At 58.2% G+C, this 18,816-nt stretch carries 19 protein-coding genes and 3 tRNA genes; all 22 read right to left on the bottom strand.

The features are described from left to right. Positions 1-251: 251 nt before the first annotated feature. The gene (locus AC0J6G_RS11825; RefSeq protein ID WP_475247944.1) at positions 252-1,112 is read right to left on the bottom strand and encodes a hypothetical protein; all 861 of its coding nucleotides are present in this window, start codon (positions 1,110-1,112) and stop codon (positions 252-254) included. An 88-nt stretch (positions 1,113-1,200) separates the two neighbouring features. Further along, positions 1,201-4,086 carry a DUF927 domain-containing protein gene (locus tag AC0J6G_RS11820; RefSeq protein WP_475247942.1) on the bottom strand — a complete coding sequence of 962 codons (2,886 nt, stop codon included), beginning with the start codon at positions 4,084-4,086 and terminating at the stop codon, positions 1,201-1,203. Further along, on the bottom strand, positions 4,083-4,319 hold the full coding sequence (locus AC0J6G_RS11815) for a hypothetical protein (protein WP_475247940.1): 237 nt from the start codon (positions 4,317-4,319) through the stop codon (positions 4,083-4,085). The genes AC0J6G_RS11820 and AC0J6G_RS11815 overlap by 4 nt, the downstream gene beginning before the upstream one ends. Next, positions 4,316-4,552 carry a hypothetical protein gene (locus AC0J6G_RS11810; protein WP_475247938.1) on the bottom strand — a complete coding sequence of 79 codons (237 nt, stop codon included), beginning with the start codon at positions 4,550-4,552 and terminating at the stop codon, positions 4,316-4,318. Before AC0J6G_RS11810 ends, AC0J6G_RS11815 begins: the two co-directional genes overlap by 4 nt. Continuing rightward, a complete protein-coding gene (locus AC0J6G_RS11805) occupies positions 4,549-4,863 on the bottom strand; it encodes a hypothetical protein (protein ID WP_475247937.1) in 315 nt (104 codons plus the stop codon). The genes AC0J6G_RS11810 and AC0J6G_RS11805 overlap by 4 nt, the downstream gene beginning before the upstream one ends. Further along, a complete protein-coding gene (locus tag AC0J6G_RS11800; protein ID WP_475247935.1) occupies positions 4,856-5,032 on the bottom strand; it encodes a hypothetical protein in 177 nt (58 codons plus the stop codon). The genes AC0J6G_RS11805 and AC0J6G_RS11800 overlap by 8 nt, the downstream gene beginning before the upstream one ends. A gap of 392 nt (positions 5,033-5,424) precedes the next feature. Further along, positions 5,425-5,766 (bottom strand): hypothetical protein, encoded by a 342-nt coding sequence (locus AC0J6G_RS11795; RefSeq protein WP_475247933.1) that lies wholly within the window; start codon positions 5,764-5,766, stop codon positions 5,425-5,427. After that, positions 5,763-6,041, bottom strand: coding sequence for a helix-turn-helix transcriptional regulator (locus AC0J6G_RS11790; protein ID WP_475247931.1), 279 nt, complete (start codon positions 6,039-6,041; stop codon positions 5,763-5,765). The genes AC0J6G_RS11795 and AC0J6G_RS11790 overlap by 4 nt, the downstream gene beginning before the upstream one ends. Further along, positions 6,038-6,298 carry a helix-turn-helix transcriptional regulator gene (locus AC0J6G_RS11785; RefSeq protein ID WP_475247929.1) on the bottom strand — a complete coding sequence of 87 codons (261 nt, stop codon included), beginning with the start codon at positions 6,296-6,298 and terminating at the stop codon, positions 6,038-6,040. Before AC0J6G_RS11785 ends, AC0J6G_RS11790 begins: the two co-directional genes overlap by 4 nt. Positions 6,299-6,378: 80 nt before the next feature. Next, positions 6,379-7,188 carry a hypothetical protein gene (locus AC0J6G_RS11780; RefSeq protein ID WP_475247927.1) on the bottom strand — a complete coding sequence of 270 codons (810 nt, stop codon included), beginning with the start codon at positions 7,186-7,188 and terminating at the stop codon, positions 6,379-6,381. 283 nt (positions 7,189-7,471) lie between these two features. Beyond that, a complete protein-coding gene (locus AC0J6G_RS11775; RefSeq protein ID WP_475247925.1) occupies positions 7,472-8,713 on the bottom strand; it encodes a tyrosine-type recombinase/integrase in 1,242 nt (413 codons plus the stop codon). A 168-nt stretch (positions 8,714-8,881) separates the two neighbouring features. Further along, positions 8,882-8,958: transfer RNA gene (locus AC0J6G_RS11770), tRNA-Met, on the bottom strand. A 169-nt stretch (positions 8,959-9,127) separates the two neighbouring features. After that, positions 9,128-11,332 (bottom strand): OsmC domain/YcaO domain-containing protein, encoded by a 2,205-nt coding sequence (locus tag AC0J6G_RS11765; protein ID WP_475247923.1) that lies wholly within the window; start codon positions 11,330-11,332, stop codon positions 9,128-9,130. Between the two features lie 405 nt (positions 11,333-11,737). Beyond that, the gene (gene ychF / locus AC0J6G_RS11760; RefSeq protein ID WP_475247921.1) at positions 11,738-12,838 is read right to left on the bottom strand and encodes a redox-regulated ATPase YchF; all 1,101 of its coding nucleotides are present in this window, start codon (positions 12,836-12,838) and stop codon (positions 11,738-11,740) included. 32 nt (positions 12,839-12,870) lie between these two features. Continuing rightward, complete coding sequence (gene pth, locus AC0J6G_RS11755) at positions 12,871-13,461, bottom strand: aminoacyl-tRNA hydrolase (RefSeq protein WP_475247920.1); 591 nt, start codon at positions 13,459-13,461, stop codon at positions 12,871-12,873. A 69-nt stretch (positions 13,462-13,530) separates the two neighbouring features. After that, the gene (locus AC0J6G_RS11750; protein ID WP_475247918.1) at positions 13,531-14,136 is read right to left on the bottom strand and encodes a 50S ribosomal protein L25/general stress protein Ctc; all 606 of its coding nucleotides are present in this window, start codon (positions 14,134-14,136) and stop codon (positions 13,531-13,533) included. A 114-nt stretch (positions 14,137-14,250) separates the two neighbouring features. Continuing rightward, positions 14,251-15,192, bottom strand: coding sequence for a ribose-phosphate pyrophosphokinase (locus AC0J6G_RS11745; RefSeq protein WP_475247916.1), 942 nt, complete (start codon positions 15,190-15,192; stop codon positions 14,251-14,253). Positions 15,193-15,238: 46 nt separating this feature from the next. Further along, a tRNA-Gln gene (locus AC0J6G_RS11740) sits at positions 15,239-15,313 on the bottom strand. A gap of 51 nt (positions 15,314-15,364) precedes the next feature. Then, positions 15,365-15,439, bottom strand: a tRNA-Gln gene (locus AC0J6G_RS11735). A 38-nt stretch (positions 15,440-15,477) separates the two neighbouring features. Next, a complete protein-coding gene (gene ispE, locus AC0J6G_RS11730; protein WP_475247914.1) occupies positions 15,478-16,353 on the bottom strand; it encodes a 4-(cytidine 5'-diphospho)-2-C-methyl-D-erythritol kinase in 876 nt (291 codons plus the stop codon). Beyond that, positions 16,350-16,967 (bottom strand): lipoprotein insertase outer membrane protein LolB, encoded by a 618-nt coding sequence (gene lolB, locus AC0J6G_RS11725; RefSeq protein ID WP_475247912.1) that lies wholly within the window; start codon positions 16,965-16,967, stop codon positions 16,350-16,352. Before lolB ends, ispE begins: the two co-directional genes overlap by 4 nt. After that, on the bottom strand, positions 16,967-18,697 hold the full coding sequence (locus AC0J6G_RS11720; RefSeq protein ID WP_475247910.1) for a tetratricopeptide repeat protein: 1,731 nt from the start codon (positions 18,695-18,697) through the stop codon (positions 16,967-16,969). Before AC0J6G_RS11720 ends, lolB begins: the two co-directional genes overlap by 1 nt. Positions 18,698-18,816 lie beyond the last annotated feature (119 nt).

Here is an 18,816-nt window from a genome sequence, read left to right as displayed (position 1 = left end):
ATACCCCTAACGGGGCGGTGGGGGGAATGCAAACCCGTACCCCTCAATATTTCGGTGTAACTTGTGTAATTGGTGTAATCAAAAGGCTAAAGCCCAGTAATGGCGGGGCTTGCAGCCACATTACACAATTGCATAAAGCGCCATACACCAAGGCAAAACTACACCAATGGTGTAATGGGCTGGGTTATGCGCAGGCAATAAAAAACCGCTGGCGTGATTACACCAGCGGTTGGGTTTAGAGCGGTTGAACGTTATGCGGCTGTCAGCACGTCGAAGCTGATCCCCTCGCTTATCTCCAACACGTAACGCTTATCAATGAATCGATGGCCCCCACCTGGCGACAGTAGAGGCAGGTTCAAATCATCAACAGACCCGTATCGCCAACCGAGTTCCCGCTCTGCTGCATTAACATGAGCGGCAATCGATGCCAGCTCATACGCGGCTTTCTCAAGCCTATCGGCCCACAGGTAGCGGGTGGCCTTTAGCAGCTCACTACGCACCGCCTCAAGCTGCTCGGCTGCTGCATCGATAGCTTGATCGATTGTCAATATCTCGGCTTTAACTGCATCAGCTACAGCCTCTGTAGCCGAATCACCGGCCCGGATTAATGCCAGTGCCGCCGAGGCGGTTTGAAGATCCCCCTGTGCTTTTTTCTCAGCCGCTATCGTTCCACCAACCCTTGCCTTTGCATATTCCCGCGCTGCTGTTTGCTCAGCCTCAACAGCAATACCTAGAGCATTCTGCTGCTCAGCCAACAGGGTTGATAACGTTTCTTTAATACTTTGGCGCTGGGCTTGCAGTGCTGAAAGCTCACTCTGTGCAGTAGCAACCTTTTCACGAGTGCGCCCCATGGTGGCGCTCGCACCGTTTACGCCTTCCTCCCAGTCGGCCAACCGCTCAAGCCGCGCCACTTCCTTCTTGTGGTGGTCAAGCTCAGCCTCTGCCTGTGCTACAGCACCCTCTTCAGCATGAGGATAGGCCGGGCGGGATGACCTGTTGTTGTGGTACTGAAGTGCGGCCAGCTTGGCAATTTCCCGAAGTGGGGCCAGTTGTTCGTTAAGGCTTACAATTGCGTCCTGGTGCTGCTTAATTTGTTTGCGATAGTCATTCATGATGTAACTCCAATTCGATAAAGGGGCTGTTAATTCGTGGGCAGGCCAGGCCCGAAAGCGCCGGCTGTTCTCCCGTTTGAGCGGGCCGCTAAGCGGCCTCGGCTTCGGTTTCACTGGAGAACAAAGCTGCAGCGGCCACCACATAGGCACGCCCACTCGGCATGCCGGGCATGGTCACGACTTGGGCAGCTTTCCCCTTGGGGTCTGGCTGCAAAATGCCGCGCTCGATCAGCTCACGATTAACCGTGCGCAGGTTCATCCCCTTAAACACGTCGTCGCGCCAGGCGGTGGGGAAAAAATAAAAGGTCACAGTCGTGGTCAACACATCGCCGTAGCCGTGATCCAGCGTACGACGAAAGCCCAGGCGGTCAGTGGTACGTGGGGCATGGTCGTCTGTCTTAGCAGCGATACCGTCCCAGCGGGTAAAGCGGCTTTCCCCGGAACGCTCCACCACCAAACGCAGTCGAGTCACGATGGCGTCACCTTCCAAATGCCCAGCGCCACCACGCTCAGCCAGCCACGCAGCAAAGCAAGCCTTAGCCGCTTTATGGGCGGTCGCATCCGGCCAGCCAGTAACGCCCAGCGCCGTTGCAAGTTCGCCAGCAGCGGCAACCAAACCAAAGCGGGCAGCGGCGCGGTGTGCCTGGCCGCTGGCGTTTGCGGGTAACGCTTCGGCTGCGAACCGCTCAGCCGTTTTCCGCAACATGGCGGTGTATGCGAGCAACTTGCCGGGCTCACAAAGGGCCGTTAGGAAGGCCAGCAGCGGCGTGCCGTAAAACTTCTTTACCCGTGCCTGAAGTGCATCCGATAAAGCCGCGCCACCGTCAAAGCCATGCAGGGTATCGAACAGGCCAAAGCCTTGGCCCGCATCGGCGTGCATCGCCAGCATGCGTACTTCCATGCCGGCTTTCAGTTCCCGTCCGGCCTCGGCCATCGTTTCGGCCAGAGTCTTTTCACCGCTCGACACAAACAACAGCCGCCATTCCTGCACTGGCTTGCCTGCTTGGCCACGATCATTGGCGCGTGCCTTGCCGGTGCCATTGCCCAGCATGTAGACGGTTTCACCCACAATGCGCGGGTCGCACTGGCTGATTTCATCCAACACCAGCAGGCCGTCAGAGTGGGCGGCGGCGATACTCTCAAGTGCGTTATCAGTGCTGCGCCATGAGCGCTCAAAGGCGGGCGGGCCATACACAGAACAGGCCACCCGGCCAGTGGTGCTTTTGCCGCTGGAGCTGATCCCGTGGAAGTGAAAGCCGCCCGATTCCTGCCCAAGCAATTGCAGCAGCGGCCCAGCAAAGGCAATGCTGGTGGCAAAGGCTAAGCGATGGTTGCCAATGCAAAGCGCGCCTATCTGCTGCTGCCATTGCTCTAGGGTGCCGGCCTGACTAATCGGCGGTAGCGCCGCACCTGCCTCATAAAAATGCAGGTGCTCGCCACAGTCACCAATCACGCGATCCGGCAACAAATAAGCATCACCATGCCAACCCAAGCGCGTGACCAGGCGCGCGCGTTCGGCACTGTCATAGCCTTGCAGGTAGCTTTGCAAGTCGTTGCGAGAGTTGCGCGCTGCACGCACTGGGGCAAGGCGTAACCCCATGTTTACCAGCGGGCCTAGCACCTCTTTGCCAAAGTCCCCGGCCATGCTGCTGGCCGATATATTCAGGCGTTTTTTGTCGCCGTCTGGGTCGTCAAACTCAACCAGTAACCCCCAGTTACTGCCCTTGGCATCACGGGTGCGGGCCAGTATTTCCAAGCGGGAACACACGTGGCGCGGCTCGCCATCATCGCCGGAATAAAACACCCCATCGGCGGTTACACGAAAGCCGCCTGGCAAGGTTTCGGCTTTCGGCTTGCGGGGGCTTTTGCTGCTGGTGGCGGGCTTCTTCGTTGCCGCTGGTGGCGCAGTAACCGGAGCCAGGGCAAACAGCTCCCCGGTGCGCTCAAGTTCGGCCAGGTGGGCAGGCGTCCAACCCTTAGCCGCAGCATCGGCGGCATCGTCACCATCTGCCCAATCGCCACCAGGTGCGAAGGTCACAGCATCACCGGCCACGCCAGGCCGCTGGCTGAATATGGCCAGCGCCATAACCCGCACAGACGCCGCGCCAAGCTGGCGCAAGCGTTCGGCCAGTGCATCCATGCAAGCCAAACCGGGCGCGTCATTGTCGGGCCACAGCAGCACGTCACGGCCTGCCAGCGGGGCAAAATCTGCCTTCTGCAATGAGTTGGAACCGTTCGGCCAGCAGGTGGCAACGTAGTGGGGCAACAGCACGGCAGCAGCATCGGCGGCTTTCTCACCTTCGCAGACCACCACCGGGTCAGCAGCACGCGCGGCCAGGTGATCGAGGTGCAGCAGCGGGCGCGGTTCCGGCAAGCCTTGCCAACGCCATTGCTCGGCACCGTCGCTGCTGTTTTTGCACCAGGCCAGCGGGGCAAACACCTTGCGCGGCGTGCCGCTTTCATCCGGCCCCAGGTCAAAGCGATACAGCACAAACAGCGGGCGGGCTTCGGCGTCTTTATAAATCCACACCTTTGCCGGCTCGCCGTGCTGGCGATGCTTGGGCGGGCACTTGCGCATCACCTCATCAGGAATGGGCAGCACGGGCACCCACTCCGGTGCCTTAGCCTTGCTGCTGGCCGCAACGGGCACACTGCCTGCCGTGACGTTGAGGAAGTCTGCCAGCTTGTTACAGGCTTCCACGTCCGTGCCGCCTTCCAGGTAGCGCACCAGGTCGATTAGATCCCCGCCCTTTTCGCCGGTCGCGAAGTCGCACCAGGTGCCCTTGGCCAAGCTCACCTTGAAAGAGCCGGCATGCTTGTCGGCGCGGCGTGGGTTGGGGGCGGTGTATTCCTTGCCGCCGTCCGTGACCTTGCCACCTGGCAGCCAGCGCGTCAGCACTTGCGTGATTGCCCGCAGCGCCGCGGCTTTCACCTCGGCAAAGGTTGGGTACTTTGGTTTGTTGTCGGCGCTCATTGCTTACCCTCCAGTTCCGTGGCGGCGCTGAACAGATGCCCACCGGAGTCGGAAACCATTGCGCCTAAGGCAATGACGGCGTGATGCAGAGCATTGATTTCGTCGCTGTTCAGTTCGCTCTCTGCCAGCATCCGGCCAATCCCCTGGAGGCCTATGCCAGCAGCGTTTAGGGCATCGCCATGACGGGCAGCTTCACGCTGAAAGAAAACGGCCTTTGATGGGAGCTTGCTCATTGCGCACCACCTTTGGCCAGGCGGGCCGCTTCAATGCGCAGGTTCTCAGCATCAACATCCAGCATGTTGGCGAAGTCGTCAGCGATATAGCGGCCAGCCCTAGCCACGGCGTCAGCGTCTGCCTTATCAAGCGAGCGCATGGCAGTAAACAGGCCGCTCAAGATGGCCAGCGCATCGCTACCCGCACTTAGTTGAGCCTCACAAGCACGCAGCGTTTCTAGGCGGGTACTCATTGCGCGCCCCCTTTGCGGTTGGCACGTGGCTTTGGGATTTTGGAACGGGACTGCCGTGCCCAGGTGATGACCTCTCCAGCAAACCAGCGTTTTGCTGCTCTGGTGCCAGTCTGGCAAGGTTGCAGCGGCGCGGGGAAGTCGGAGCGGGTCACCACGCGGCGCTCCGTAGTATCCACGGCAAGTTTCAAGTAGCCGGCAATATCTTCAGCCGTCCAAAGCTCATCAGTTGGTGCGACGCTTGGCCGTTGAAGTTGAGCGACTAAGGCAAGCAGGACGCTGCACAGCTCGTTTGTATCTTTCTGGTTATCCATGGTGCGCACCCTCAGTTTCCAAGGCGCGAGCTTTGGCCATGGCAGCGTTGTAGCGGGCCAGGCGGACGGACAGGGACGAATCAGCATGCAGCGCTGCGATGGCGCGGGCCTTCAGCGAGGCGGCGTGCTGTTGAATGGCGGACGGATTGAGGGCGTGCGAGTGCTTCATGGGTACGGCTCCTAGAGTTGAGGAACCGCCACTAATCGTCGCCAAACGATATTGGGTGGCGGCTGTACGCAGGTTGGCGAACCGGGACTCTAGGAACCCGGCATACCCGAGGGTATCCCGCGCACAGCCACCATAAAGCGAAGCAGCAGGCACAAAAAAAGCGCCTGCTTTCAATACGATGGCGCTTGTGCGCCTAGAGTTGATCGGGTCGCCAAACCCGTTCGCTGATTTTGCAGCGACGGCGGCAGAGTAGCGCGGTGTTTTGGGGAACGCAAGCGGCGCTTGCTGAAGGCAAATAGTGGGCATAAGATGGCCTCGCGGGTTAGCTGCTTGGGGTGGCTAAGCTGTATTTTTCACATGACGCCTACGGTTATCCGTGGGCGTTTTTGTTTTCAGTGCACGGTAGGCGGCGGACGCTTGAGCGATAACCAGCCCAGGTACTCACCTTGGCGGGCGCGGTGCTCAAACTCTGCCAGCGCCTCACCTGCCAGCAGTAAGCTGGGGATCAACTGGCTTGCATCGCTCACCTGTGCATCTTCTGGCGGCTCAATGGCGAGCATCGTCCAGGTGCCACCCGGCCAAAGTACAAACATCACCTGTGCGCCTTCGGCTAGGGCACGGTCACGCAGCGCCTTTAGCCCAAACTGGCCACGCCGTTGCAGCTCGCTAAAGCCGGGAAGCGACAGCGCTTCGGGGTTATCTAGAAGGTTGTGTGGCAGGAATATCGGCATCATGCGGCGGCACTCCCGCGCGCAGCGATCCGCGAGCGCACCCATTGCTGTACTTCGCCCAACACCCACGCCACCGGGGCACCACGGGCGGTGCTGTCACTCAACTTCACCGGCAACGGAAAACCGCTTTCTGGCTGGCGCATCAGCTTGTAAATGGTGGGGCGGGCAAGTCCAACGATGGCTTGCACTTCGGGCATGCGAATCAGGGTGGTGGCTGGATCAAGCTGGCCAACAGGTGCCGCGGGCGGTTTGATTGGGCTCACGGTCGCAGCGCTCATACTTCACCACCTTGCCGCTTGCCGGCCTCCAGCCAGGCCATAACATCGGCTTTACGGTAACGAACACGCGAGCCGCATTTAATCCATGCAGGGCCACCCCAGCGCCTGGCGCGCCAGCCGGCGAGCGTGCGGGGCGACATACCGAGAAAATCGGCAACTTGCCCAGTGGTTAATAGATCGGTGTGGGCAGCGCCAAGGGCCGGATGATGGCCTTGGCTGAGCGCTAGCGCGCGGGCGGTGCGGTGGCAGGTGTTCATAGCTGTTTACCTGTACTGGTTTAGACAGGTCGCAAGCTACGGACGCCAAGGGACACCAACTAACAGTTATGTCCCTGTTTTTATATTGGTACGCCCCCGGCGCGCATGATCCTTCTGAGTTGTTTGGTAGACAGCTTTTCGCCGCCCGGCGTGGCTTCTGCCGTTGCGGTTCCGTGCACCTTGGCCACTACATCCTTGGCTGGCGTGCCGCCACTAAGTAATCGCAGTGCAGCCGCGCAAATGCGTTTATCACGGGCCTTAACATCATTGGCTTTAACTTCAGCGGATTGCCGGCCAGGCTTATTTACAGCATCGGCCATTTGTAAGTATTGGCGCGCCTCGCTTAGCAGTTTCGCCACACCTACGCGCGCCTCAGTCTCAGCGTGTGCGCCTTCCTGTCGAAGGTCATCAACCAGGTTGGCAAACTCGGTAGGTGCGTCCGCAGCGATTGATTTAACCAAGCCAGGACGATGGGCGTACAAGTCCGCATCGAAGTCAGCAAACCAGCGCGCCAGCACCTCAAGCGCACGGCAGGCGTGATGCAGTGAAAAGGCCGCAGCGTATTGCGCGCCCGTAATTTTCACAGACGCGCTGTAGCCAATACTCAGGCGTACGGACTCAGCAAGGTCGCCATATCGCTGGAATCGCTGCCTTATGTTGTAGGCGTGCCGTCGCACATCGGCCACCGCCTCAATAGCAACGGGCAACCATTCCCCGTTGCTGCTCTTCTGCCTTTGCCAGCGCTCACGCCCCTGGTGTAACAGCGACAGGGCATCGTCGATAAGGTCAGCGGCATCATCGAACGCACCGAACAAAACGAACTGCTCCAGGTGCTCGACAATCTCCCAGTCTTCAATCTCTAGCGGCGATCCAATATAGAGCCGGCTCATTACTCCCCCCGGCCCCATAGCGGCACAGCCGAACCCGCGCCGGCTTGCGCTGGTGTACGGCAGGCGACACCAAAAACAGAGCGGCCAGCAGGCAGGGACGGGGGCGGTGTAAGCCGAAACAGCGGTTTTTCATTACACCATCGGTGTAGTTTTGCGTTGGTGTATGCGGCTTTATGCAATTGTGTAATGTGGCTGCAACCCCCGCTAATGCTGGCCTGTAGGCTTTTAATTACACCAATTACACAAGTTACACCGGAATTTTGGGGGGGGCGGGTTTGCATGCCTAAACCGCCTTGCCGAAGTTGCCCGCCACCACGTTGCCAGCGGCTAGTTTGTCCAGGTGATCGGCATACCATTGGAGCATGGTGGTGCGTTGTTCCAGGTACTGGGCTTTGTTGTAAATGCCGCGCACACCGGGTGCCTTGTGACTCAACTGGGCTTCGATATGGTCAGCGGTAAAACCATGCTCGTTGAGTATGGTGCTGGCGATATGGCGGAAACCGTGGCCAGTCTGCCGGCCCTCATAACCGAGGCGGCGCAGGGCCATTAGAAACACGGTATCGCTTCGGGGTTTGGTGCGGTCACTGCGGCCAGGGAACAGCAGGGCATAGGCTCCAGTGATCGGGCGCAGTTCTTCCAGCAGGGCAATGGCTTGGCGGCAGAGTGGCACCAGGTGTTCGCGGCCCTTCTTGCGGCCTTTGCGTTCTACCGGGATCGTCCACAGCTTCTTGGTAAAGTCGAACTCTGACCACTGGGCTTCCCGTAGCTCACTGGGGCGGACGGCCAGCAGGGTTAGCAGGCGCAAACCTAGCTGAACATCCTTGGCGTGTGGGTATGACTGAATGGCGCGGAGTAGGGCGGGCAGTTCATCAGCCGAGACGTGGGCGTAGTTCTCGGCCTTACCGGCTGACAGGAACTTATGCACGCCGTCCAATGGGTTGTTCACTGCACGGCCTGTCACACGGGCCAGGTCGTACACGTCCTTGCAGTAGGCGCGTACCCGGCTCATCTGCTCCAGAATGCCTTGCTGCTCCATACCGCGCAGCAGCTCCATCCACTCCATAGACAATATGCCGGTGTACGGGCGCTTGCCGAAGGTGGGGAACACATGGCGTTCAAGTGCACCCATCACCCGCTTGGCGGTGCCAGCGTCCCAGCTGTTGAGGCGAGAGGCATACCACTCCCGTGCCAGGTGCTCAAAGGTGTTATCAGCTGCTGCCTGTTCTTCAGCCTTGCGGGCTTGCTTGCTGGCGAGCGGGTTTTTCCCCTCAGAGGCATCGGCCCTCAGGTCGGCAGCCTTTTGCCTGGCCAGTGAACCACTCACTTCGGGGTAGCCACCCAGGCCAAGCCATGACCACTTGCCGTCTGGCTTCTTGTAGCGCAGTTCCCATGACTTGTTGCCGTTGGGCTTCACCCGGAAATACAGGCCCGCGCCGTCAAGTTCACGGTAGGCCGTGGCCTCAGGCTCTAGGCCGGCAAGGGTGGTATCAGCCAGGGGGCGGCGTTTGATCTCTGAACGCTTCATTTTTGTGTATGCCCTCAGTTCAACTTTTGTTGAAGCATACACAGGGGCATACACGGTGGGAAGGTATAGGGGTAGACAGAGGTGAACAGCCAGATACAAGAAAGCCCGCACTAGGCGGGCTTCTTGGGCTGTTTAGTAGACTGTCAGAGACAGCTATAAACAGGTGTTTGGTGGCTACGCAGGGACTTGAACCCCGGACCCCAGCATTATGAATGCTATGCTCTAACCAGCTGAGCTACGTAGCCGAGTGGCGCGCATTATTCGCGTCTTGCGGGGTTGTGTCAACCCTTGGTTATTAAATTTTATGCGTACGATCAAATGCTTAGGGGGAAACGATAGCTGACGGTTGAATCAAGCGGGTTGACTGGCCGTAAATAACAAAAAAGCACCTCAGGTGCTTTTTTGTTTTGGCGCTTAGCTGGGGTGGGTCGCTACGTTAGCCCGTGCTGTGTGCAGTTTTTTGTAGCTGTCGATAAGGCGCTGGTGCCGGTCGAGGCCTTCCAGCTTGATGCTGGTAGGCGTTAGGCCGAAGAAGCGTACGCTGCCGTTCACTGAGCCTATGGCGGCGTCCATTCGCGCGTTGCCAAACATGCGGCGGAAACTGGCCTCGTAGTCGCCGAGCTCTAGATCGTCATCCAGCTGCACTTCGAGCACCGCGTTGACGGCTTGATAAAACAAGCCGCGCTCGACGGTGTTGTCGTTGTACTGCAAGAACATTTCTACCCGCTCTTTTGCTTCGTCGAAACTTTGCAAGGCGAGATAGATCAGCAGCTTCAGTTCGAGAATCGTCAGCTGACCCCAGGCGGTGTTGTCGTCAAATTCGATGCCGATTAGCGTAGTGATGTCGGTGTAGTCATCCAGTTCGCTGTCTTCTAGGCGCTTGACCAGTGCTTTGAGCTCAGGCTTACCCAAACTGTGCAGGTTCAGAATGTCTTCACGGAAAAACAGCGCTTTGTTGGTGTTGTCCCAGATCAAGTCATCCACTGGATAAATTTCTGAGTAGCCCGGCACCAGAATGCGGCAGGCCGGCGCGCCGAGGTGTTCATACACGGCCATGTAGGCTTCTTTGCCCATGTCTTCAAGAATGGCGAATAGCGCCGCGGCTTCTTCGGCATTGGAATGCTCACCTTGGCCGGAGAAGTCCCACTCAACAAAAGCGTAATCGGGTTTGGCACTGAAAAACCGCCACGAGACGACGCCGCTTGAATCAATAAAGTGCTCCACCGCGTTGTTGGGCTCAGTCACCGCATGGCTGTCAAAGGTGGGCTGAGGCAAGTCATTCAAGCCCTCAAAGCTACGGCCCTGCAGCAGCTCAGTAAGGCTGCGCTCCAGTGCCACTTCAAAGCGTGGATGCGCGCCGAATGAGGCGAAGACGCCGCCGGTGCGTGGGTTCATCAAGGTGACGCACATAACCGGGAATTCGCCGCCCAGCGAAGCGTCTTTCACCAGTACTGGAAAGCCCTGTTCTTCCAAGCCTTGAATACCGGCCAGAATGCCAGGGTATTTCGCCAATACGTCGTCCGGTACATCGGGCAGGGCGATTTCACCTTCTAGGATTTCGCGTTTCACCGCGCGTTCAAAAATTTCCGACAAGCATTGCACCTGGGCTTCGGCCAGGGTGTTGCCGGCGCTCATGCCGTTGCTCAGGAATAGGTTTTCGATCAGGTTGGAAGGGAAGTACACCACCTCGCAGTCTGATTGGCGCACGTAGGGCAGCGAGCAGATACCGCGTTCGATGTTGCCGGAATTGGTGTCGTACAGGTGCGAGCCACGCAACTCGCCGTCGGCGTTGTAAATCGCCAGGCAGTGCTCGTCGAGTATTTCTGCGGGCAGTGCATCTTTAGGGCCGGGCTGGAACCAGCGCTCGTTTGGATAGTGCACAAACGCCGCGTTGGCGATGTCTTCGCCCCAGAACTGGTCGTTATAGAAGAAATTACAATTGAGTCGCTCGATAAACTCGCCGAGCGCCGATGCCAGTGCGCCTTCTTTGGTCGTTCCCTTGCCGTTGGTAAAACACATCGGCGAGTGCGCGTCGCGGATATGCAGCGACCACACGTTAGGGACGATATTGCGCCATGAGGCGATTTCGATCTTCATGCCCAAGCCGGCCAAAATTGCCGACATGTTGGCGATGGTTTGTTCCAATGGCAGGTCTTTGCCGGTGATGTAGGTGCTGGCGGCTGAGGTGGAATCCAGCATCAACAGTGCCTGGGCATTGGCGTCTAGGTTTTCCACCTCCTCAATCACGAACTTCGGCCCGGTTTGCACCACCTTTTTCACTGTGCAGCGGTCGATGGAGCGCAAGATTCCCTGGCGATCTTTGGCCGAGATATCCGCCGGTAACTCGACCTGAATTTTAAAAATCTGGTTGTAGCGGTTTTCCGGGTCAACAATGTTGTTCTGTGACAGGCGGATGTTGTCGGTCGGAATATTGCGCGTATCGCAGTACAGCTTTACAAAGTAGGCCGCGCATAAGGCCGACGAGGCCAGAAAGTAATCGAACGGGCCGGGCGCCGAGCCATCACCCTTGTAACGGATAGGTTGATCGGCGACCACCGTGAAGTCATCGAACTTGGCTTCAAGTCGAAGGTTGTCGAGGAACTTAACCTTAATTTCCATGCGGGATTACCATCATAACGAGCTAAAAAATTTGGCCGTCATTATCTGGTTTTTCTTCCTTGGAAGTCTTGTGCTTCTGCCAATGCCCGCCAACTGGTCGTGCGCCGATTCTTTTCCGCCCTGCGGCTTTATGGGGCTGTTGGGCGAACTCAGCAAGGTATGGCTGTACGTCGCGACGTTGGGCTGCTTAGAGGTTAATTACAGGATTATTCCAGCGCAGCCAGGGAGCCTGAGCGCACAGTTGCCGCGCAGGGCGTATTTTCTGAGGGGCGCTTGGCTTTGTGGCAGTGGGGGCGCTGTTGCAAAGGCAGGCGGATGACCGTGGGCGTCGCAACACGGCTTTTGATTTCCCTAAAATCTACGACAGGGGCGCTCAATTGCTGAGCGCCCCTTAACTCAGAAAAATCAAACGTTGAAGCGGAAGTGCATCACGTCACCGTCTTTGACGATGTAGTCCTTGCCTTCTAGGCGCCATTTGCCGGCTTCTTTTGCACCGGCTTCACCTTTGTATTGGATGAAGTCGTTGTAGGCGATAACTTCGGCGCGGATAAAGCCTTTTTCAAAGTCAGTGTGGATCACGCCAGCAGCCTGTGGCGCGGTGGCGCCGACTTTGACGGTCCAGGCGCGGACTTCTTCGACGCCAGCGGTGAAGTAGGTTTGCAGGTGGAGCATTTCGTAGCCGGCGCGGATAACGCGGTTCAGGCCCGGTTCTTCGAGGCCGAGGGCTTCGAGGAACATGTCTTTCTCTTCACCGTCGTCGAGCTCGGCGATTTCCGCTTCGATCTTGTTGCACACCGGCACCACAATCGCGCCTTCTTCGTCGGCAATAGCGCGCACGACGTCGAGCAGTGGGTTGTTCTCAAAGCCGTCTTCGGCGACGTTGGCGATGTACATCACCGGCTTGGTGGTAAGCAGGTGGAAGCCACGGATCACCGCTTTTTCGTCCGAACTCATGTTCTTCATCAGGCTGCGTGCAGGCTTGGCTTCGGTGAAGTGGTTGATCAGCTGTTCCAGCAGGCCTTTTTGCACAACAGCGTCTTTGTCGCCGCCCTTGGCGTTGCGGGTGACTTTCTGCAGTTGCTTCTCGCAGCTGTCGAGGTCGGCAAAGATCAGTTCCAAGTCGATGATCTCGATGTCGCGCTTGGGGTCGACGCTGTTGGCGACGTGAATGACGTTGTCGTCTTCGAAGCAGCGCACCACGTGAGCGATGGCATCGGTTTCGCGGATGTTGGCGAGGAACTTGTTACCCAGGCCTTCACCTTTCGACGCGCCCGCAACCAGGCCGGCGATATCGACGAATTCCATGGTGGTCGGCAGGATGCGTTTGGGGTTTACGATGGCTGCCAGCGCGGCAAGGCGTGGGTCAGGCATCGCAACGATGCCGCTGTTCGGTTCGATGGTACAGAACGGAAAGTTCTCGGCCGCAATACCGGATTTGGTGAGGGCGTTGAACAGGGTGGACTTGCCGACGTTGGGCAGGCCGACGATGCCGCAGTTGAATCCCATGGTGTGTCCCTCGCGCGAATGGCGGTAAAGAGTTAAGAAGTGGCTTTCTGGCTATGCAGCTTGTGCATCGCCTTGCTCCAGTCGCCTGCGAGTATTTCTGGCAGGACGCCTAAGGCGAAATCAATGCTGGTGTCCAATAGATCCTGTTCGCTGCGGGGTGCGCGGCCCAGGACAAAGTTGGAAACCATGCTGCTGTGCCCCGGATGGCCGATGCCAAGCCGTAGGCGGTAAAAATTATTCTGATTGCCGAGCTGGGCGATGATGTCGCGCAGTCCGTTATGCCCGCCGTGCCCGCCACCCTGTTTGAGTTTGGCGACGCCTGGCGGCATGTCGAGTTCGTCGTGGGCCACCAGAATAGCTTCCGGCGCGATGCGGAAGAAATTCGCCAATGCCGCGACGGCCTGGCCGCTACGGTTCATGAAGGTGGTGGGGATTAGCAGGCGAACATCGCGGCCCTGATGGCTGAACTTGCCCACCAAGCCAAAATATTTTTTGTCGAGACTTAGGTTGATGCGCTGGCTGTCAGCCAGGCGCTCAACGAAAAGGGCCCCTGCATTATGCCGGGTCTGGTCGTATTCGGGGCCGGGGTTACCCAGGCCAACGATCAGTTGTACGGCAGTCATGTCAGGAGCCCTTTTGTGGAAATAGCTCTGCAGAGTCGCCTGCAGAGCTGGTTTCCGACGCGGTGAGGTTTACTCGGCAGCGTCTTCGTCTTTAGCAACGCGCGAGGCGTGGATGTTAGCCACGGCCAGGTCGTTACCGTGAGCCAATGCAACCAGCTCAACGCCTTTCGGCAGTTTCAGGTCGGTCAAGTGAACGATCTGACCCACTTCAACGGCAGCCATGTCGACTTCGATGAATTCAGGCAGGTCTTTCGGCAGGCAGGAAACTTCTACTTCAGCCAGGACGTGGGAAACTTCGCCACCTTGCTGCTTCACACCAACCGAGGTTTCCTGGTTGAGGAAGTGCAGGGGAACGATAGCGGTCAGTTTCTGGCCAGCGACTACGCGAACGAAGTCAGCGTGCAGCACATAGCCTTTGGCTGGATGGCGCTGCAGGGCTTTGATGATTACGCTTTCGTTGCTACCGGCAACGTTCAGGCTCAGCACGTGGCTGTAGGCTGCGTCGTTTTCCAGCAGTTTGGCGAAATCTTTGGCCAGCAGGCTGATCGATTGTGGTGCTTTGTCGCCACCGTAAATTACGGCAGGAACCATGGCAACGTTACGACGCAGGCGGCGGCTCGCACCTTTCCCCAGGTCGGAACGCACTTCAGCATTCAGAGTAAATTCAGCAGTCATTTCACTTCTCCAAAATAACCAAACCGTCCGTTACGCTTGCGACCAGCGACGGGACGGTTGGTTGAAAAGCCCTGCCATTAGGGCTGGGCGTTTGCGTTCAGGGCGTGTGCCGAATTAACGGAACATCGCGCTGATCGATTCTTCATTGCTGATGCGGCGTACCGCTTCAGCGACTACCGGGGCGATATCCAGTTGGCGAATTCGCGTACAGGATTGCGCAGCAGCAGACAGCGGGATGGTGTTAGTTACCACCAGCTCGTCGAGTACAGATTTTTCAATATTTTCGATCGCGCGGCCAGACAACACAGCGTGCGTGGCGTAAGCGAAGACTTTGGAGGCGCCGTGCTCTTTAAGAGCCTTGGCTGCATGGCACAGCGTGCCAGCGGTATCCACCATGTCATCGACCAGGATGCACGTGCGGCCTTCAACATCACCGATGATGTGCATCACTTCGGAGTGGTTGGCCTTCTCGCGGCGTTTGTCGATGATGCCCAGATCAACGCCCAGCGATTTGGCCACAGCGCGTGCACGCACAACGCCGCCGATGTCTGGGGAGACGATCATCAGGTTTTCGAAACGCTGGTCTTCGATGTCATCCACCAGTACGGGGGAGCCGTAGATGTTATCTACCGGAATATCGAAAAAGCCTTGGATTTGATCGGCGTGCAGGTCGACAGTCAAAACCCGGTCGATGCCTACAACGGTGAGCATGTCAGCCACAACTTTGGCGCTAATAGCCACGCGAGCGGAGCGCGGACGGCGATCCTGGCGGGCATAGCCAAAGTAGGGGATAACAGCAGTAATTCGAGTCGCTGAGGAGCGGCGGAAGGCGTCTGCCATCACGACCAGTTCCATCAGGTTGTCATTGGTTGGCGCGCACGTCGGTTGAATCAGGAAAACGTCTTTACCGCGGACATTTTCGTTGATTTCAATCATGATCTCGCCGTCGGAAAACTTACCGACAGAAGCATCACCGAGGGGAATGTGCAGCTGACGTACGATACGTCGCGCCAGATCGGGGTTAGCGTTCCCCGTAAAGACCATCATCTTGGACACGCGCAGTACCTGCCGGCTGAGGGTATACCTGGATGAGTACAGAAAATGGCAGGGGCGGCTGGATTCGAACCAACGCATGCCAGGATCAAAACCTGGTGCCTTACCGCTTGGCGACGCCCCTGTATCTTGTGTAACCGAGTGCATTGAGTTGTTTGCCCGTCATGTGACGGAATGGCAGGGGCGGCTGGATTCGAACCAACGCATGCCAGGATCAAAACCTGGTGCCTTACCGCTTGGCGACGCCCCTACATACAACCCGTTGCTTTTACAACTTACAGCGTAGATTCACTTCTTGACCAATCTTTCAAGCTTGCGGTGCAACATCGAGATGTTACGCCCCTGTGCAATAAAGCTTGGCAAAGTGCCTGGAAGTTGGCGGGCGACTTTATCAGCATCGTCCTCGTTTGGGAAGCTCCCAAACACACAAGCTCCAGTTCCGGTTAATTTCGCTTGAACAAATTTGTTTAGCAAAATCAAAGCATTACGTACTTCTGGGTAACGCTTCTGAACCACCGGTAGGCAGTCATTGTGACCACCCCCCTCAAGAAGGCTGCGAACTTTAATGGGCGGAGTATCCCGTGTCAACTCAGGGTCAGAGAAAATTTCTACTGTACTGACAAGTACTTGCGGAATCGCCACAAGAAACCAGGGTTCGCTCAGGGTGACCGGCTGGAGTTTTTCGCCAACACCTTCAGCAAAAGCTGCATGGCCACGCACGAATACCGGGACGTCGGCACCCAGGCTCAGGCCCATGCTGGCGAGTTGATCTTCGCTGCAGTTCAGTTGCCAGAGGTGGTTGAGGCCCAGCAGGGTGGTGGCGGCATCCGAGCTGCCACCGCCAATGCCACCGCCCATAGGCAGGCGTTTGTCCAGCCAGATGTCCGCGCCCAGTGTGCAGCCCGCCTGCTGTTGCAGCAGGCGCGCAGCGCGCACGATCAAGTTGCTGTCGTGAGGCACGCCGTCGATAGGTGTGTGCAGGTGAATTTGGCCGTCGGTGCGCAGGGCAAAGCCGAGGTCATCGCCGAAGTCGAGAAACTGAAACAGGGTTTGCAGTTCGTGATAACCATCGGCGCGGCGGCCGAGGATATGCAACATCAGGTTGAGCTTGGCCGGTGCCGGCAGAATTAACTCTGCAGCGGCGGGAATGGCTGAGTTGCTCATTGGCCCAACTGGCGCGGTTGCCAGTCCTTGATTACCAGGGTGACCTGTAGATCAAAGCCGCTGAGCTTGATGCGCTCAGGTAGCCAGTAGCCATTTTGTTCGGCATAGCTCAGGTATTCGACCTTCCAGCCATCCTGGCTTAGCTGCGCGAGGTGGCTTTGGCTGTCGAGGGTTAAGCGGCTTTTGCTGTTGGGGGAGGGCAGGCCGCGAATCCACCAAAGCAGGTGTGATACCGGCAGGTTCAGCCCCAGTTGGTCTTGCAGCAGTTGTTCTGGGGACTCGGCTTGGTAGCGGCCTTGATTGGCGACTTCGAGCAAAATCGCGCCGGGTCGACCGGTTAGGCGTGCTGCGCCGCGCCCGAGCGGGCCGGACAGGCGAATGTCGGAGTAATCCTGGCGCTGCAGCCAGAACAGGGTGCCGCTGCCAGAGTCTTTCGGCGCGCGGATGCCCACTTTACCGCTGATCTGCCAGGCATCCATGCTGCTGATCTGCTGTTTGTGCGCCTGCCAGCGTTGTGCATCGCCCTGGCCTTCAAGGGCTTCGCGGGAGGTCAAGCCGGCGCAGCCGGCGAGTAGGGTGATCAGGCTGAAGACGATCAGCTGGCGCGCAAGCATCAAGGTTTCTCTGCTCCGGTCAGGCGCAGCAGGGTGCTGCGCAGAATTTCACTGTCGGGTTGTTGCTTTAATGCCTCACGCCAAATGGCCCGGGCCTCGTCCTGTTTGCCTTGGGCCCACAGCACTTCGCCCAGGTGGGCAGCCACTTCATGGTCGGGGAACTGCTGCAGAGCCAGGCGCAGCAGGCGTTCTGCTTCGTCCAGGTTGCCCAGGCGGTAATTTATCCAGCCGAGGCTATCTAGCACAGCAGGGTCCTGCGGGTTGAGTTGATGCGCTTGTTCAATCAACTGCTTGGCTTCGTCGTAACGCGTGGTGCGGTCAGCCAGGGTGTAGCCGAGGGCATTGAGGGCCATGGCGTTATCCGGCTCGCGCTCAAGAATAAAGCGCAGGTCTTGTTCCAGTAGGGCCAGGTCGTCGCGCTTTTCCGCCAGCATGGCGCGGGTGTAGAGCAGATTGAGGTCTTCCGGAAATTGCTCCAGTGCTTGCTCCATCAGCTGCCAGGCGCGTTCGGTATCTTGCTGCTTGGACCAGGCCTCAGCCTCAATTAAATACAGCTGGATGGCATAGTCCGGTTGGGCTTCACGGGCTTGGCGCAGGCGTTCAGAGGCTTCCTCACCGCGCTGCTGCTTGAAGAGCAGGTCGCTTTGTCGGGCCTGGGCGGGCAGGTAGTCGTTGCCAGGACCGACCAAGGCGTACTCGATCAGGGCGCTGGAGGTGTCGTTGAGTTCTTCATAGGCGCGCGCCAAGTTGTAATGCGCCGCATCTGTGTGGCTGCCGCGTTCGACCAGTTCTTCCAGATAAACAATCGCCTCTCTCCAGGCTTCTGCTTCCAGGCAGACCAGCGCCAGAGAAAACCTTAAGTCGTCGTCATTGGGGTTTTGCTGCAGCAGTGAGGAAAACTCGCTGCGGGCATCGTCCAAGCGGTCTTCGGCTACCAACAGACGGGCGTAAGTCAGGCGCAGGCGTTTGTCGTCTGGGTGCAGCTTGATGGCTTTTTCCAGCAGCGGCAGGGCCTTGTCGTTACGCTCCAGGCTTTGCAGTAAGCGTGCTTGCAGCAGAACCGAAGCGATAGGGCGGGTCTTACTGGGTTGTTGCTCCAGCAGTTCCAGCGCCTCTTCTGGGCGGCCGTCCTGTTGCAGCAACAGGGCTTTGCCAAATTGCAGCTGGTTGTTGTCGGGGTATTTCGCTTGCAGGCGATCGAAGCTCTGCAGCAGGCCGGCGCGGGTGTCCGGGTCGGTTTCGGCGGCGGACAGCGCGAGGAAGTCGAAGTGGGTATCGCCTTGACGCTGCAGGACCTGCTCCATGTAAGTCATGGATTCGTCGTAGCGCCCGGCGCGTGCCAGTTGCACGGCGGCAGCGCGTTGGGCGTCGATATTCTCGGGCGCGGTCTTGGCCCAGAGCAAGCTGGTTTCCAGGGCGGGCTGTTCAGCCCCCAGGTATTCGGCGATACGAAAACCGCGCTCGGCGACGCCGGCATCCTGGGTGGCATTGGCCTGCTCGACATAGTTTTCCAGGGCAATGTCGAAGCGGTTGCGCTGGCCAGCCAGTTCAGCAATCAGTAGCGAGAGCAAGGTTTCTTCGCTAAAGGCGCGATAAACCTGCGGCTGAGCGGCAGCGGCAACAACGGCGGGGTCTTCCACGGGCGGTGTGCCGTCCGGGGTAGAAGGGGCAAAGATCTGGCAGCCACTTAGTAAAGCGGTGGCAGTCAGCAACGCAAAGGATCTGTTCATAAGAAGAGTATGTGGCCAACCTGCGGTTTGGGCATCATGACACAAGCGTTCGGGCAAGCCCATGGGCTGCCATGATCCTGAGTGAGTCGAATAAACCTGACTATTGGGACAATAGTTAG

The sequence above is a fragment of the Pseudomonas sp. TS_SC_3 genome (assembly GCF_056156225.1).
Note: the sequence above shows the minus strand (reverse complement) of the source record. Positions and strands in the feature narration are given on the sequence as shown.